The organism is Methylovorus sp. SPW-M1, assembly GCF_053848825.1.
Genome location: NZ_CM132626.1, coordinates 2,303,250 through 2,316,749, shown reverse-complemented (window position 1 = coordinate 2,316,749; position 13,500 = coordinate 2,303,250). Strand labels below are relative to the sequence as shown.

Annotated in this window: 12 protein-coding genes; 5 read left to right on the top strand and 7 right to left on the bottom strand. The window is 56.1% G+C overall.

Annotated elements, in window-relative coordinates; all coding sequences use genetic code 11:
* Positions 1-25: 25 nt before the first annotated feature.
* Together corA and cysK are read right to left on the bottom strand one after the other, a co-directional pair.
* Positions 26-1,105, bottom strand: a complete 1,080-nt coding sequence (gene corA / locus ACWWD9_RS10920; protein ID WP_455867029.1) for a magnesium/cobalt transporter CorA — start codon at positions 1,103-1,105, stop codon at positions 26-28.
* Complete coding sequence (gene cysK, locus ACWWD9_RS10915) at positions 1,105-2,037, bottom strand: cysteine synthase A (RefSeq protein ID WP_159356120.1); 933 nt, start codon at positions 2,035-2,037, stop codon at positions 1,105-1,107. Before cysK ends, corA begins: the two co-directional genes overlap by 1 nt.
* Before the next feature lie 248 nt (positions 2,038-2,285).
* Between cysK and ACWWD9_RS10910 the strand changes: the two genes are divergently transcribed.
* Positions 2,286-4,247: a type IV pilus assembly protein FimV gene (locus ACWWD9_RS10910; protein WP_455867028.1), complete on the top strand. Its 1,962-nt coding sequence runs from the start codon at positions 2,286-2,288 to the stop codon at positions 4,245-4,247.
* A gap of 47 nt (positions 4,248-4,294) precedes the next feature.
* Here the strand turns inward: ACWWD9_RS10910 and ACWWD9_RS10905 are convergent, their stop codons facing one another.
* Positions 4,295-4,879: a flavin reductase family protein gene (locus tag ACWWD9_RS10905; RefSeq protein WP_455868155.1), complete on the bottom strand. Its 585-nt coding sequence runs from the start codon at positions 4,877-4,879 to the stop codon at positions 4,295-4,297.
* An 18-nt stretch (positions 4,880-4,897) separates the two neighbouring features.
* Positions 4,898-6,664: a glutamine--tRNA ligase/YqeY domain fusion protein gene (locus ACWWD9_RS10900; RefSeq protein ID WP_455867027.1), complete on the bottom strand. Its 1,767-nt coding sequence runs from the start codon at positions 6,662-6,664 to the stop codon at positions 4,898-4,900.
* Between the two features lie 87 nt (positions 6,665-6,751).
* Here ACWWD9_RS10900 and ACWWD9_RS10895 point away from each other — a divergent pair, with 87 nt between their 5' ends.
* Genes ACWWD9_RS10895 through ACWWD9_RS10880 form a run of 4 tightly spaced genes read left to right on the top strand, consistent with a single transcriptional unit; the run spans position 6,752 to position 9,577 of the window.
* Positions 6,752-7,732, top strand: coding sequence for a biotin--[acetyl-CoA-carboxylase] ligase (locus ACWWD9_RS10895; RefSeq protein ID WP_455867026.1), 981 nt, complete (start codon positions 6,752-6,754; stop codon positions 7,730-7,732).
* Positions 7,729-8,499, top strand: coding sequence for a type III pantothenate kinase (locus tag ACWWD9_RS10890; protein ID WP_455867025.1), 771 nt, complete (start codon positions 7,729-7,731; stop codon positions 8,497-8,499). The genes ACWWD9_RS10895 and ACWWD9_RS10890 overlap by 4 nt, the downstream gene beginning before the upstream one ends.
* Entirely contained in the window at positions 8,496-9,146 is a 651-nt protein-coding gene (locus ACWWD9_RS10885) for an SPOR domain-containing protein (protein WP_455867024.1), read from the top strand. The genes ACWWD9_RS10890 and ACWWD9_RS10885 overlap by 4 nt, the downstream gene beginning before the upstream one ends.
* 8 nt (positions 9,147-9,154) lie before the next feature.
* Positions 9,155-9,577: a molecular chaperone DnaK gene (locus ACWWD9_RS10880; protein ID WP_455867023.1), complete on the top strand. Its 423-nt coding sequence runs from the start codon at positions 9,155-9,157 to the stop codon at positions 9,575-9,577.
* A gap of 205 nt (positions 9,578-9,782) precedes the next feature.
* Here ACWWD9_RS10880 and ACWWD9_RS10875 read toward each other — a convergent pair whose 3' ends face one another.
* The 3 genes from ACWWD9_RS10875 to aceF all read right to left on the bottom strand — a co-directional run bounded on the left by ACWWD9_RS10875 (position 9,783) and on the right by aceF (position 13,486).
* Positions 9,783-10,280 carry a hypothetical protein gene (locus tag ACWWD9_RS10875; RefSeq protein ID WP_455867022.1) on the bottom strand — a complete coding sequence of 166 codons (498 nt, stop codon included), beginning with the start codon at positions 10,278-10,280 and terminating at the stop codon, positions 9,783-9,785.
* A 92-nt stretch (positions 10,281-10,372) separates the two neighbouring features.
* Positions 10,373-12,151 carry a dihydrolipoyl dehydrogenase gene (gene lpdA, locus ACWWD9_RS10870; protein WP_455867021.1) on the bottom strand — a complete coding sequence of 593 codons (1,779 nt, stop codon included), beginning with the start codon at positions 12,149-12,151 and terminating at the stop codon, positions 10,373-10,375.
* Between the two features lie 9 nt (positions 12,152-12,160).
* Positions 12,161-13,486 carry a dihydrolipoyllysine-residue acetyltransferase gene (gene aceF, locus ACWWD9_RS10865; RefSeq protein WP_455867020.1) on the bottom strand — a complete coding sequence of 442 codons (1,326 nt, stop codon included), beginning with the start codon at positions 13,484-13,486 and terminating at the stop codon, positions 12,161-12,163.
* Between the last annotated feature and the right edge of the window lie 14 nt (positions 13,487-13,500).

Sequence of the window (13,500 nt, the reverse complement as noted above, 5' to 3'; positions counted from 1 at the left end):
TAAAGCCTGGGCAGAGCTGCCAGTCCTAATGTCGGCTTAGCCATTGGCGGCGCCAGAATAAAAGCCCCATGGAAGAAGCGACAAAGGCCATGACGCACAGCGTCCACCAGAAACCATTGGGGTTTTTAAGCCACGGCATGCTGTCAAAGTTCATGCCGAATATCCCGGTGATCAAGGTAGCCGGCATGAAGAGCATGGTGACGACCGTCAGCGCCCGCACTTCCATGTTGACCCGGTTGCTGATGCTCGACATGTAAATATCCAGCATACTGCCTAACTGATCCCGTATCGCTTCCAGCGATTCGATCAAGTGGATGGTGTGGTCATACACATCGCGCAGGAAGACGACATTTTCCACGTCAAAAAACTTGTCGTCATTACGCACCAGCTGGTTGACGGCTTCACGCAATGGCCAGATGCTGCGGCGCAATTCCATACTCTGGCCCTTGAGTTTGTGCAACTGGAGCAAATGCTGATTGTTGGGGGCGTGCAGCAATTGCTCCTCCAGCTCCTCGCATTCATCCCCCAGTTTTTCCAGGGTACTGAAATACTGGTCCACGGCGGCATCCAGCAAGGCATATGCCAGATAATCCGTCCCCGCCTCGCGGATGTGTACGCGGCCATTGCGCAGGCGCTCGCGCACTGGCTCGAAGCAACCGGTAGGGCGCTCCTGAAAGGTCAGTACATAGTCGCGTCCGAGGATGATGCTGATTTGTTCGGTTTGCAGCTGGTCAGATACCGAGTCGTAGGCCACATGATGCAAGACGATATAGAGGTAATCGCCATAGCTTTCCACTTTTGGGCGCTGATTGGTGTTGAGGATATCCTCCATGACCAGCGGGTGTAGTCCGAAACATTTACCCAATTCAGCGATCAGGCTGGTTTCGTGCAAACCATAGACATTCAGCCATAACTTGCACGAAGGCGGCCGCTGGTAATGCGCGAGCTCAGTCTGGGTGAGCTGCTTTTCATGCAGGCTCTCCGCTCCATATTCCAGAATATGAATGGCGGGTTGCTGGGTTTTGATGTCCCCGATATAGACCAGGGTGCCGGGGGCTGCCCCGGCTTTTTTCAGGCGCGATTTGCGATGCTTTTTACTCGCCATTACACATCCAGGTGGCTATAAAGCGGCGTCGACAAATAGCGTTCGCCAAAGGATGGAATAATCACCACAATCAGTTTGTCCTTGTTTTCCGGGCGGGCGGCCAATTGCAATGCGGCCGATACGGCTGCGCCGGAGGATATGCCGACCAGCAAGCCTTCTTCCGTTGCCATGCGGCGTGCGATATCCATGGCATCATCATTCTTTACACGGACGATTTCATCATAAATCGCCGTATTCAAAATCTCGGGAATAAAGCCTGCACCTATGCCCTGAATCGGATGCGGACCGCGAGCGCCTCCGGATAATACCGGGCTGGCATCGGGTTCTACAGCAACCACCTGTATGGCAGGGTTGCGGGCCTTCAACACCTCGCCAACACCCGTAATGGTGCCGCCGGTGCCCACACCAGACACAAAAATATCGACCTTGCCATCGGTATCGCGCCAGATTTCCTCAGCGGTTGTGCTGCGGTGTATGGCCGGGTTGGCGGGGTTAGAAAATTGCTGGGCGATCACATAGCGGGAATCAGCCGCCGCCAGTTCTTCTGCCTTGCGTATGGCGCCAGGCATGCCTTCGCTACCCGGGGTCAGGATCAGTTCTGCCCCATACGCCTTCAGCAGCAGTTTGCGCTCGCGGCTCATGGTTTCCGGCATGACAAATGCACAGCGCAAGCCGCGCGCTGCACACACCATGGCGAGGCCTATGCCCGTATTGCCGCTGGTTGGTTCAAGCACGATGCTGTCTGCCTTGAGTTTGCCAGCGGCCTGCAAGGCATCAATCATGGCTACGGCAATGCGGTCTTTCACGCTATGGGCTGGATTCATGTATTCCAGTTTGCAGACGATGGTGGCGGGCAGATTGGCACTGATACGATTCAAGCGTACCAGCGGGGTATTACCCACCAGCTCAGCGGTATTGTTGGCAATGTTCATTCTGATAGCTCTCCAAAAATAAGCGATGCACGAAGGCAAAATATAATGCCGCTATTTTATCCGCCCTCATGCTTTAGCAGGCGCATAAATTGCATCTCCCTAGCAGATTTTCCCGGCGCGTCAAATCAGTATTGCCATTTACAGTCACTCTGGAAAGGGTTACTGTACGAACATTGGGGATGTACTTATAAAAACAGATGCAACATGATGAAATTGCTACCATTATTAAAAAATTCAATGATGCCAATATGCCTCCTATAAATTCCCTTGCACGCAGGTCCGGCTTCAAAGCGCTTTCGCTGATTCTGCTGCTGGTATTGGTGCCTGTGCTTGCATTTGGTGCGGGCCTGGGGCGTATTAATGTCAAGTCGACGCTGGGGGAACCACTTAACGCAGACATCGAGTTGCTGGAAATGCCAGCCAAGGAAGCCGCCACGCTTGTCGCGCGTATCGGCAATAATGATGAATATCTGACAGCCGGACTGCAGGACGCCATCGTGCCACCGGGAGTCCGGGTCACCAGTGTGGCGCGGCCAGATGGCACACATGTTCTGCACGTCACCACACCAAGAGCCGTCAATGAGCCTTTTCTTGAGCTGCTTATCAAGGTGGACTCGGATAATTTGCATATGGTTCGGCAATACACGGTATTGCTCGATCCTCCCACCAGCAAAATGGGCGATGAACCTGTCCTCGTCAATACGATCCCCGAGTTGCAAAGTCAGGGGCTGGTCGCAGAAGTACCGCCTCCATTCCCGGTAAAATCCAAATCCCGCAAATCACGCTCTGGCGGCAATGGAGCCCATGCGTTTGACACGTCCAAAGCCGCTATCCCGTTATCCGCCGATACCTATCTGACACAGCCGGGCGATATTTTTGGCAAGGTTGCCCAACAATACCAGCCTGTGGGAGTACCACTGAAAAAGGTGATGGCCGCTTTGTATGCCGCCAACCCCGAAGCCTTTCTCGATGGCGATATCAATCAGCTCAAGTCTGGTCAGGTGCTCAAGATTCCCAGTCCTGAAGCGCTGGGCGGAGAGCTTCCAAATAAGGCAAAGCCTGCGGTCGTTGAGGTGCCTCCTCCTGCAGCTCCCAAGTCCGCAGATGCTCCAGCCAACCCGGAGTTTGTTTTAAAAATATCGCCTGGAGATACCTCGGATGCTGCCGACAAGTATGGCCAGACTGGGGAGCCCGCTGCCGATGCAAACGCGGAAGCGAAAGGTCAGGGCACGCAGGCTACCCCCACGCCTGAGCCTGTTGCGCCAGCGCCTGCTGTCGCCCAGGCTGCACCCCCCGCACCCTCACTGGCAACGGTTGCCAACCAGGGGCAGCCGGGTTTCTGGGATACGGTGCTCGACCGCCTGGTATGGATAGGCCTGGGCTTGCTGCTGGGATTGGTCTCACTAGGCATGGTGTATTACCTGCACATGCGTCGATTGACCGCTATGCAGAAATGGCACGAAAGCATGGTACAAACGACCGCTCCTCGCCCTCATCCGAATGATGTTGAGCCTAAAGTGGTGAGCGCGCCGACGCCGGTAATGCCTGTTGAGCCAGCCGTAGCGGCTATTATGGCCCCTGCCATTGCGGCGGCTGTGGCAGGGGATAATCCGGAAGCATCTTCATCGACTGCGCCGTCGCAGCCCGGCTCGGGGCAGGAGGCTGATTTTGACATCCATGAGGTGGATCCTATTGTCGAGGCAGAGATTTACATCTCCTATGGACGTGACGAGCAGGCCGAAAACATTCTGCTGAATGCACTGGAAAAAACACCGGATCGCCATGAGTTGACGCTTTGCCTGTTGAAAATTTATGCGGAACGTCAGGACGCGATTGCCTTCGATAATCTTGCATTGCGCTTGCAACAAGCTGCGGAAAATGGGGAGCCAGGTACGCTGGAACAATGGCACACTGCGGCTGTGATGGGGCATCGCCTGTCGCCGCATAACCCGCTTTATATTGTTGAGGGACTGATGGATCAGACACCCGCTCCAGAACCAGAAGAAGACACGTTGATGTTGCCGGAGCTGGAACCTATTGTGGAGGAGCGTCCGGTTCTTCCCGAGTTTGAACCATTAAAACCCTTGGCGGAAACCAATATTCTGGAATTCACGTTTGAAAAAATCCCGGCAGAGGGTGCCCAGAAAAAACCAGAAGAGGTTGAAGAGCATGACACCCATGCCACTTTGTTTCCCTCTGAGAAAAAATAGCACCGGGCAGTGAATGAAAAAGCCGACGATGACGTCGGCTTTTTTGTTTAAGTCGCCTGAATACTCTTGCCGGGCGTGAAGAAAAATCCTCCGGCCACATGGTGCAGGGTTTTCAATGCATCATGATCGTCAAAGTGCCAGCGACCATCCGAGAACACCCGCTCGTCTGCCCAGGCGGCGACTACCTCAGCGAGGTATAAATCGTAGGTATCCTGAATATGGGGCTCAGGAATCAGCTCGCATTCCAGCCATGCGACACATCCCTTGATTAACGGTGCCGGGACTTTGCTGGCAGCAAAGGTTGGCAAATCAAAGGCGGCAAACTTGGTGGCTGGTGCCTTCCCCAGCAATTCACGTCCTGAACTCGAGCCTACCTTCACCACCAAGTCGGCTTGGGCCGCACATGGTACGTTAATGGCAAACTTGCCACTGGCCAGGATGAGTTCGCGTGTGTAGGTATTCCTGTCGATCACTATGGCCACTTTGGGTGGCTTGAAGTCCAGTGGCATGTTCCAGGCCGCTGCCATCACATTGCGTTGATCCCCATGGGCCGAGCTTACCAGCACGGTGGGCCCGTGGTTCAGCAATCGATATGCGTGCTCCAGGCTCACCGCGACCACATTTTTCTCCATGGGGGTCAAGCGGCCGGCTTATTTCTGCCAAGCATCGCGTAATGTCACGGTGCGGTTGAACACGGGTTTGCCCTCTGCCGAGTCTTTTTTATCGGCGACAAAATAACCATGGCGTTCAAACTGGAAGGTGTCTTCCGGTTTGGCTTCCTTGAGGGCAGGTTCGAGTTGCGCCGTGATGACGGTGAGCGAGTTCGGATTGATGTCATCCAGGTAGTTGCGGTCGCCACTGCCTGGATGAGCCTCCTTGAACAGGCGATCATACAGCCGGACTTCGGCGGCATAGGCATGCGCGGCGGACACCCAGTGGATGTTGCCCTTGACCTTGATGCTGTCGGCGCCAGGCGTGCCGGACTTGGTATCTGGCAGGTAATCGCAGTGCACGACCGTCACATTGCCGTCGGCGTCTTTTTCAAAGCCGGTACATTTGATGACATAGCCATAACGCAGGCGCACGGTATTGTCCGGGAACAAACGGAAATAGCCTTTGCTGGGGACTTCCATGAAGTCTTCGCGCTCAATCCAGAGTTCGCGCGACAGGGGGACTGTGCGTTTGCCGAGCTCTGGTTTTTGCGGATGGTTGGGAGCAAAGCAGTCTTCGGACTGACCTTCCGGATAATTGTCGATGACCAGCTTGATCGGGTCCAGCACGGCGATACGGCGTTCGGCAGATTCATTCAGCGTCTCGCGCATGCAGTCTTCAAGGATGGTGTACTCAATCCAGGAGTCTGCTTTGGAGACGCCGATGCGATCAGCAAACAGGCGGAAGCCTTCCGGGGTGTAGCCGCGACGGCGTGCGCCCGCCAGGGTGGGCAGGCGAGGGTCATCCCAGCCACTGACATGGCCGCCATCTACCAGCTCAATCAGCTTGCGCTTGGACAGCACCACATAGGTGAGGTTAAGCCGCGAGAATTCGTATTGTTTGGGCAACGGGTGTGCCAGCAGGCCACCCTCCGCCAGTTTTTCCAATACCCAGTCGTAAAACGGCCGCTGGTCTTCAAATTCCAGCGTGCAGATGGAGTGGGTAATGCCTTCCAGCGCATCCTCCAGCGGATGGGCATAGGTATACATCGGGTAGATGCACCAGGTGTCGCCCGTGTTGTGGTGAGTCGCACGCTTGATACGGTAAATCGCCGGGTCACGCAGATTGATATTGGGGGACGCCATGTCGATCTTGGCGCGCAATACCATGCTGCCATCCGGATGCTTGCCATCACGCATCTCACGGAAAAGGGCAAGGTTTTCTTCAGCCGGGCGGTCGCGCCAGGGGGAATTTTTGCCCGCTTCGGTCAGCGTGCCGCGGTTAATCCGCATTTCTTCGGCGGATTGCTGGTCGACATAGGCATTGCCGGACGTGATCAGGTATTCCGCTGCGCGGTACATGAAATCGAAATAATTGCTGGCGTAATACAGATGGGAGTGACCAAATGCCTCCCAGCCGAAGCCCAGCCATTGCACGGAGTCCTTGATGGAGTCCACGTACTCTTGTTCTTCTTTTTCCGGGTTGGTGTCATCAAAGCGCATATGGCATACGCCCTGATAATCCCGTGCCAGACCGAAATTCAGGCAGATGCTCTTGGCATGGCCGATATGCAGGTAGCCATTGGGCTCAGGCGGAAAGCGCGTGCGGATCTTGGCCGGGTCTGGCTGGCCGGTTGCCTGCGTGCTTGCATCGCCGGGCTCGCCACACCATTGGCGGCTGGCATAGGTGCCTTGCTCGATGTCGCGTTCAACGATGTGGCGAATGAAATTGGAGGCAGGTGCTACTGGGGTTTTATCGGCTGACATGGAATCTGACTAAAATGGGATTGCCGATATTTTACACCCAGCCGCCTGCTGAGTGGACACTCGTGCCTATGCTAATATAGCCCGGACATGACAAACCCGCTTACATTCCCCATTCTGCACCGCCTGGCGGATGGGAACTTCCATTCTGGCGAGGCACTTGCTGCCCATTTCAAGGTAAGCCGATCCACGGTATGGAATGCAGTCAAACATGCAGAAACACTAGGCGTTGAAATTTTCTCGGTGCGTGGCAAAGGCTATCGACTCTCCCAGCCGCTCAATTTATTGCGGGCCGATAAGATTTCGGCGGCGCTAGGGTCTGCCTCTAACAACGTACATCTGCTGGTGCACGATCAGCTCGATTCCACCAATCGCTGGTTGATGCAGCAGGCGGCGAACGGGGCTGCTCATCTCAGCTGTGCCGTTACCAGTCATCAGACCCAGGGGCGAGGGCGCCGTGGTCGGGTATGGCAATCCGCGCTGGGGAACAGCCTCACATTCTCTCTGCTTTGGCGCTTCGATACGGGGGCGGCAGCCTTATCTGGCTTGAGTCTGGCAGTTGGGCTGGCACTTGGGCAGGCATTTGCCGAGATGGGCGTGACCGTTGCGCTCAAGTGGCCGAATGATGTGCTGGTGGAGTACCGCAAACTTGCCGGTATCCTGATTGAGTTGCAGGGCGATATGGAGGGGCCGAGTGCTGCTGTGATAGGCGTCGGAATCAATTTGCGTTTGCCGGAGCGCATGCTGGCGCAGATTGACCAGGCGGCGATTGATCTGCAAAGCCTCAAGGATGAAGCCGTGGATGCCAATGTGGTGCTGGGCATTGTGCTGAAGCACATGCTGCAGGTGATTAGCCGCTTTGAACAAGAGGGGTTTGCGGCGCTGGTCGCCGAGTGGCAAGCCATGCATGTTTACCATCAGCAGCCCGTGCGCTTGTTGATGCCAGATGCTACCGAACGCCATGGCGTGGTCGCTGGCGTGGCGGAGGATGGCAGCTTGCGGGTGATGACCGAGACGGGTGAGCAGCGTTTTACCTCAGGCGAAATCAGTTTGCGAAAGGGCGTGGCGTGATACTGGCAATCGATGCTGGCAATACCCGTTGCAAATGGGCCTTGTTTGATCCCAAGGCAAGCGTGGTGGCCGAGGGCAGTTGGCTAAACGAGGCGTTGGCGGATTCAGTGTTGCCCACATGCTGGCAAGAGGCCAAGCGCATTGTCGTTTCGAATGTGGCTGGCCTGGCGGCAAGCCGACCCTTGCTTAGCCTGTTTGAACAACTGAAAGCGCCAGTACACTGGGTACATGCATCGCACGCTGCGGCCGGGGTGTTTAATCGTTATCAGCCGCCTGAGGCCCTGGGCAGTGATCGCTGGGCCGCCCTGATTGCGGCCTGGCAGCACTATCGTGCGCCTTGTCTGGTAGTAAGTGCAGGCACGGCGCTGACGGTGGACATGCTAGGTCGTCACGAACAACCGTCAGGTGGCGAATTTAAAGGCGGCACGATCAGCCCCGGTTTTCGCCTGATGCATCAGGTCCTTTTACAGAATACCGACGGCATCCGGACTTTGCCCGGGATGTGGTGTACAGCGCCGACGAATACTGGCGATGCCTTGTATACTGGCATTTCGCATGCGATGGCGGGCAGTGTGTTATTGCAATGGCAGCAGATGAAAACCCTGCCAGGATTAGATCCCGCTATCGTGATTCCGTGCGTGCTGACCGGTGGCGATGCGGAATTGTTAAGACAGGCATTGGTGCAAGCGCAAGCTGATATGCCCATCACAATAGATGCTTCGCTGGTATTGCGTGGCTTGTTCTATCTTGAAAGAGAATGTTTATGAAGTGGTTGGTTTCCGCGCTGATCGTTGTGAATGTATTGGTCTGGGCCTATTTCAAAACGCAGCCCTCCGGCAACGAATTGCCTGGCGTTGCTGAGCAATCGATTTCACCCGAGCGCATCAAACTTTATACCGAGGAGGAAGCCGCCAAGCTGCCGAAAAAAGCGGCGGTAGAAGCTGAGAGCACTACCAACGCATGTTACGAATGGGCGGGCTTCACCGCCAATACCGTCGCGACTGCGCGCGCTGCACTGCTCAAATTATCCATATCGCCTCAGGAGCGTGAGGATAAGGTCAGTGATACCATCCGCTACTGGGTTTACATTCCGCCCATGAAATCCCTGCAGGCAGCCCAGGCAAAAATCCAGGAACTGCAGTCATTGGGAATTACCGAAAGTGCAGTGATGCAGGATCCTTTATGGAGAAACGCGATTTCACTGGGGGTATTTACCGATGAGCAACTGGCCAACCGTCTGCTTAATGATTTGCGGAACCGTGGAGTGCGTTCTGCAACCAAGGGAATGCGGCATGCGGAAAAAGGCCTGACAACCTTGTTGCTCGGGCCGTTATCTAGCGAAGTCGTGACCGAAGTCGAAAAACTGAAGCCGGAGTTTGCCGGCACTGAATTCAAGCAGGTTAATTGCCAATAGGAGGTAGTATGGGGTTTTTTAACACAGTACTTAAGTCCGTCGCAAAGAAAGCCGCGCTCGCCGCACTGGTCGTCGTAGGCAAGCAGGTGCTTACCAAAGCCATTGGCAGTGCCATTGATAAACGCAAGGCAGAGGATACCGGGGTAGGCGAGGAAACGCAGGCGCCATCCGCGACCGCAACTGTGCCCTCAGAAGCGCCAGTAAAAGCCAAACCAGTACGCAGGTCCCGCGCCAAGCCCAAGCCAGCAGTGGCTACGGATGAGAAGCCCGTCAAAAAGCCCGCTGCCAGCCGCAGCAAACCCAAGGATGCCAGCACGAGCACCGCGACCGCCCGCAAGCCAAGAGCGCCCAGGAAACCGAAAGTCGTCGAAAGCAAAGGGGAGGAGCCTGGCACTCCGAACCAGCCAGCACAAGGTCCAGCCAGCGAGTGATGAACTTAACCCTCGCCGGAATGGCGAGGGTGGTTGAGCACTTCACTGCTAAAGTCGTGTTTGGAGTGGCAACCGCTAGCGTGTAATAGCAGTATTGGTCCGTGAACAATGTCTCAACATTAAAGAGCCGCAATTGCGGCTCTCATGTTTTATATGGTCTCTATGTGGGGTGGGCAAGCCTCAGGAGTGCGGTTTGGCATTTGCATTAAGGACGAAGAGACGCAGAGCTTGTAGTGGTGACCAACGCAGTGGTTGCCGGAAGTGGCTCCCTTTTTTGTTGTGAGTCGTATGTGAGCGATGCATCATTACCCATGACCACCCGCATGGTGATGGGGTAGTTATAACCATAGCCAGTGGCGTGATCAATCAGCGCTCCTATGGCGCCACCTGGCATCACCAGATTGCCGCGTGCGGCATCATTCGCGTGCGATGCTGAGGTGAAGCGTCCGGCCTCATTGTCACCGCGTTCACGCTCGCAAATAATCCTGAGGTCGCCACTGGAACGGTGAATTTGCAGTTTTCCGGGGGCATAGCCGACCCATGTCCCTACATCATTGCTGGCCACACAACGCGCCTGCACGGGCTGGTTGTCCTTGGTATAGGCTTCCAGCATCACGGTCTGCATGCCGTCCTGCGTCAGCGTGGCACAGCCGTTGAGACTGAGCAGTAAGGGGATAAGCAAGCCTGTGATTGCATGACGCATAGCGGATTCCTTGTGCCAAAGGGAGAAGCCGGACAAAAAAATAGCTGGAGCAAGCCCCAGCTATATTTACGGCACCAATCGCAAAAACTTGATTAGCGTTTTTTCGGTGGCAGCATATCCGTGATCGTGCCTTCCTTCAGTTCTGCGGCAAAGCAGATGGTTTCAGACAAGGTTGGGTGCGCATGGATGGTGAGACCCAGATCATGCGCATCGGCGCCCATCTCAATGGCCAGCACGGCTTCTGCCAGCAATTCACCGGCATTTACCCCGACGATACCCGCACCAATGACGCGATGGGTTTCCTTGTCGAAAATCAGCTTGGTAGCACCTTCGGTACGTGCGATGGACAATGCACGGCCGCTGGCGGCCCACGGGAAGGAGGCCTTTTCGATTTCGATGCCTTTGGCCTTGGCTTCGGTTTCGGTCATGCCTGCCCATGCGACTTCAGGGTCGGTATAGGCGACGGATGGAATGACCAGTGCCTGGAACTCGACCTTGTGACCGGCAATGACTTCGGCGGCAACTTTGGCTTCGTGCGTGGCTTTGTGCGCCAGCATGGGTTGTCCGACGATATCGCCGATGGCGAAGATGTGCGGCACATTGGTACGCATCTGCTTGTCGACCGCAATAAAACCGCGATCATCTACCGCGACACCGGCATTCTCGGCGCCAATGTTCTTGCCATTGGGGCGGCGGCCAATCGAAACCAGTACGCGGTCATAGACCTGGGCTTCTTTCGGTGCATTTTCGCCTTCAAAGCTGACATGAATGCCATCTTTTTTGGCATCAATCTTGGCAACCTTGGTTGACAGCATGATGCTTTCAAAGCGCTTTTCCATGCGCTTCTGCAATGGGCGGATCAGGTCGCGGTCGCAACCGGGGATCAGGCCATCCATGAATTCGACTACGCTGACTTTACTGCCCAATGCGTCGTAAACCGTGCCCATTTCCAGGCCGATAATGCCGCCGCCAATGATCAGCAGACGCTTGGGGATATCTGCCAGCGCGAGGGCGCCAGTGGAGTCCATGATGCGTTCGTCATCCGGCGCACCGGGGAATTTGGTGGCTTGCGAGCCAGCCGCGATAATCGCGTTCTGGAAGCCGACCGTCGTTACCTTGCCATCGGCTGCCGTGACGGCGATCTGATGCGAGCTGGTGAATTTGCCTACACCTTGCACCACCGTTACGCCACGTTGCTTGGCCATGGCGGCCAGGCCACCTGTCAGTTTGCCAACGACATCGTTGGCTTTCCAGTTACGCAGCGTATCCAGATCGACTTTTGGTGCGCTGAAGCTCACGCCGTGATGGCTGGTTTCTTCGGCTTCGGTAATGACCTTGGCCGTGTGTAAGAGTGCCTTGGACGGGATGCAGCCTACATTCAGGCAAACACCGCCCAGGGTGGAGTAGCGCTCGATCAGCACTACCTTCTTGCCCAGATCGGCGGCGCGGAAGGCCGCGGTATAGCCGCCAGGGCCTGAGCCGAGTACGACCACTTCTGTATCAATATCATTGTTGCCACTGGGCGCTGCTGCCACGGGGGCAGGAGCGGCTGGCGTGGCAGCTTGGGTCGGTGCAGGCGCTGCGGCAGCAGGGGCCGGGGCACTGGCAACGACGGGGGCTGCTTCGGCAGCAGATGCTTCCACCAGCAGAATCAGCGAGCCCTTGGCGACCTTGTCACCGACCTTGATCTTGACTTCCTTGACGGTGCCGGCGTGGGAGGATGGAATATCCATGGAGGCCTTGTCCGACTCCAGGGTGACCAGTGCATCTTCCTTGGCGATAACATCGCCCACCTTTACCAATACTTCAATGACATCGACGCTATCGAAATTGCCGATGTCTGGGACGAAAACTTCTGTTAACTGACTCATGAAAACCCTTTACAGCAAGAGACGGCGAACGTCGGACAGCATCATGCGCAGGTGGCTGGTAAAGCGAGCACCATCGGCGCCATCGATCACGCGGTGGTCGTAAGACAATGACAACGGCAGGATCAGACGCGGCTCGAAGCCTTTGGTCTTGGGGTCATACACCGGCTGGAAGCTGGAACGTGACACGCCCAGGATCGCTACTTCAGGGCAATTGATGATAGGCGTGAACGCCGTGCCACCGATACCACCCAGGCTGGAAATGGTGAAGCAACCACCTTGCATTTCCTCGATCTTGAGTTTGCGCTCGCGTGCCTTGGCAGACAGGTCGGCCAGATCACGCGCAATATCCAGCACATCTTTCTGGTTCACATCACGGATGACGGGTACGACCAGACCATCCGGCGTGTCGCAGGCAAAACCGATGTGGTAATACTGCTTGAGGATCAACTCGTCGCCAGCAGGAGAGAGCGAGGAATTGAAGTTGGGGTAAGTGCGCAGGGCGTTGACCACGGCCTTCATCAGGAAAGCCAGCATGGTCAGCTTGACGCCGCGCTTGGCTGCTTCGTCCTGCATGGACTTGCGGAAGTCTTCCAGATCGGTGATGTCGGCTTCGTCGAATTGCGTGACGTGCGGTGCGGTCACCCAGTTGCGATGCAGGTTGGCACCTGACAGCTTCTTGATGCGGGACATCGGCTTTTGCTCGATGTTGCCGAACTGGCTGAAATCAATGACTGGCGCCTGTGAAACGGAAATGCCACCGGCCGCGCCACTGCTTTGCGGCTTGGCCAGCTGGGCTTTTACATAGGCTTGCACATCGCTTTGCAGGATGCGGTTTTTCGGACCGCTGCCGCTTACCAGCGACAGGTTGACGCCGAGCTCACGCGCAAACTTGCGAATGGAAGGGCTGGCATGGGCCAGTTTGCCAGGCGCAGCCGCTGTGCTGGCGGCGACCGGATTAGGCGTGGCTTGCGGCTGGATCACCTTGGGTGGCTCAGCCACGGGACGGGTAGGTGCAGGCACGGCTTGCTCCTGTACTGAGGTCACCACGGGCGGGGCAGTGGGCGCTGGCGCAGGCTTGGCTGCGGTCGCCTGCTCTTCTGCCGCATCCAGCGTCAGGATCAATGTGCCCTGGGCTGCCTTGTCACCTACCTTGATGCTGACTTCCTTGACTACCCCGCCAAATGGCGCGGGAATGTCCATGGAGGCCTTGTCGGATTCCAGGGTCACCAGCGAGTCATCCTTGGCGACGGTGTCGCCAGCTTTGACCAGCACTTCGATGACATCTACGCTATCAAAATTGCCGATATCGGGGACGAGTACTTCCTTGATTGCCATTTTCTAATCGTCTC

Coding starts and splice junctions, on each gene's coding strand:
- ACWWD9_RS10875 (WP_455867022.1), bottom strand. CDS start 10,280: ATGCGTCATGCAATCACAGGCTTGCTTATCCCCTTACTGCTCAGTCTC.
- ACWWD9_RS10910 (WP_455867028.1), top strand. CDS start 2,286: ATGCCTCCTATAAATTCCCTTGCACGCAGGTCCGGCTTCAAAGCGCTT.
- corA (WP_455867029.1), bottom strand. CDS start 1,105: ATGGCGAGTAAAAAGCATCGCAAATCGCGCCTGAAAAAAGCCGGGGCA.
- lpdA (WP_455867021.1), bottom strand. CDS start 12,151: ATGAGTCAGTTAACAGAAGTTTTCGTCCCAGACATCGGCAATTTCGAT.
- cysK (WP_159356120.1), bottom strand. CDS start 2,037: ATGAACATTGCCAACAATACCGCTGAGCTGGTGGGTAATACCCCGCTG.
- ACWWD9_RS10880 (WP_455867023.1), top strand. CDS start 9,155: ATGGGGTTTTTTAACACAGTACTTAAGTCCGTCGCAAAGAAAGCCGCG.
- aceF (WP_455867020.1), bottom strand. CDS start 13,486: ATGGCAATCAAGGAAGTACTCGTCCCCGATATCGGCAATTTTGATAGC.
- ACWWD9_RS10895 (WP_455867026.1), top strand. CDS start 6,752: ATGACAAACCCGCTTACATTCCCCATTCTGCACCGCCTGGCGGATGGG.
- ACWWD9_RS10885 (WP_455867024.1), top strand. CDS start 8,496: ATGAAGTGGTTGGTTTCCGCGCTGATCGTTGTGAATGTATTGGTCTGG.
- ACWWD9_RS10905 (WP_455868155.1), bottom strand. CDS start 4,879: ATGGAGAAAAATGTGGTCGCGGTGAGCCTGGAGCACGCATATCGATTG.
- ACWWD9_RS10900 (WP_455867027.1), bottom strand. CDS start 6,664: ATGTCAGCCGATAAAACCCCAGTAGCACCTGCCTCCAATTTCATTCGC.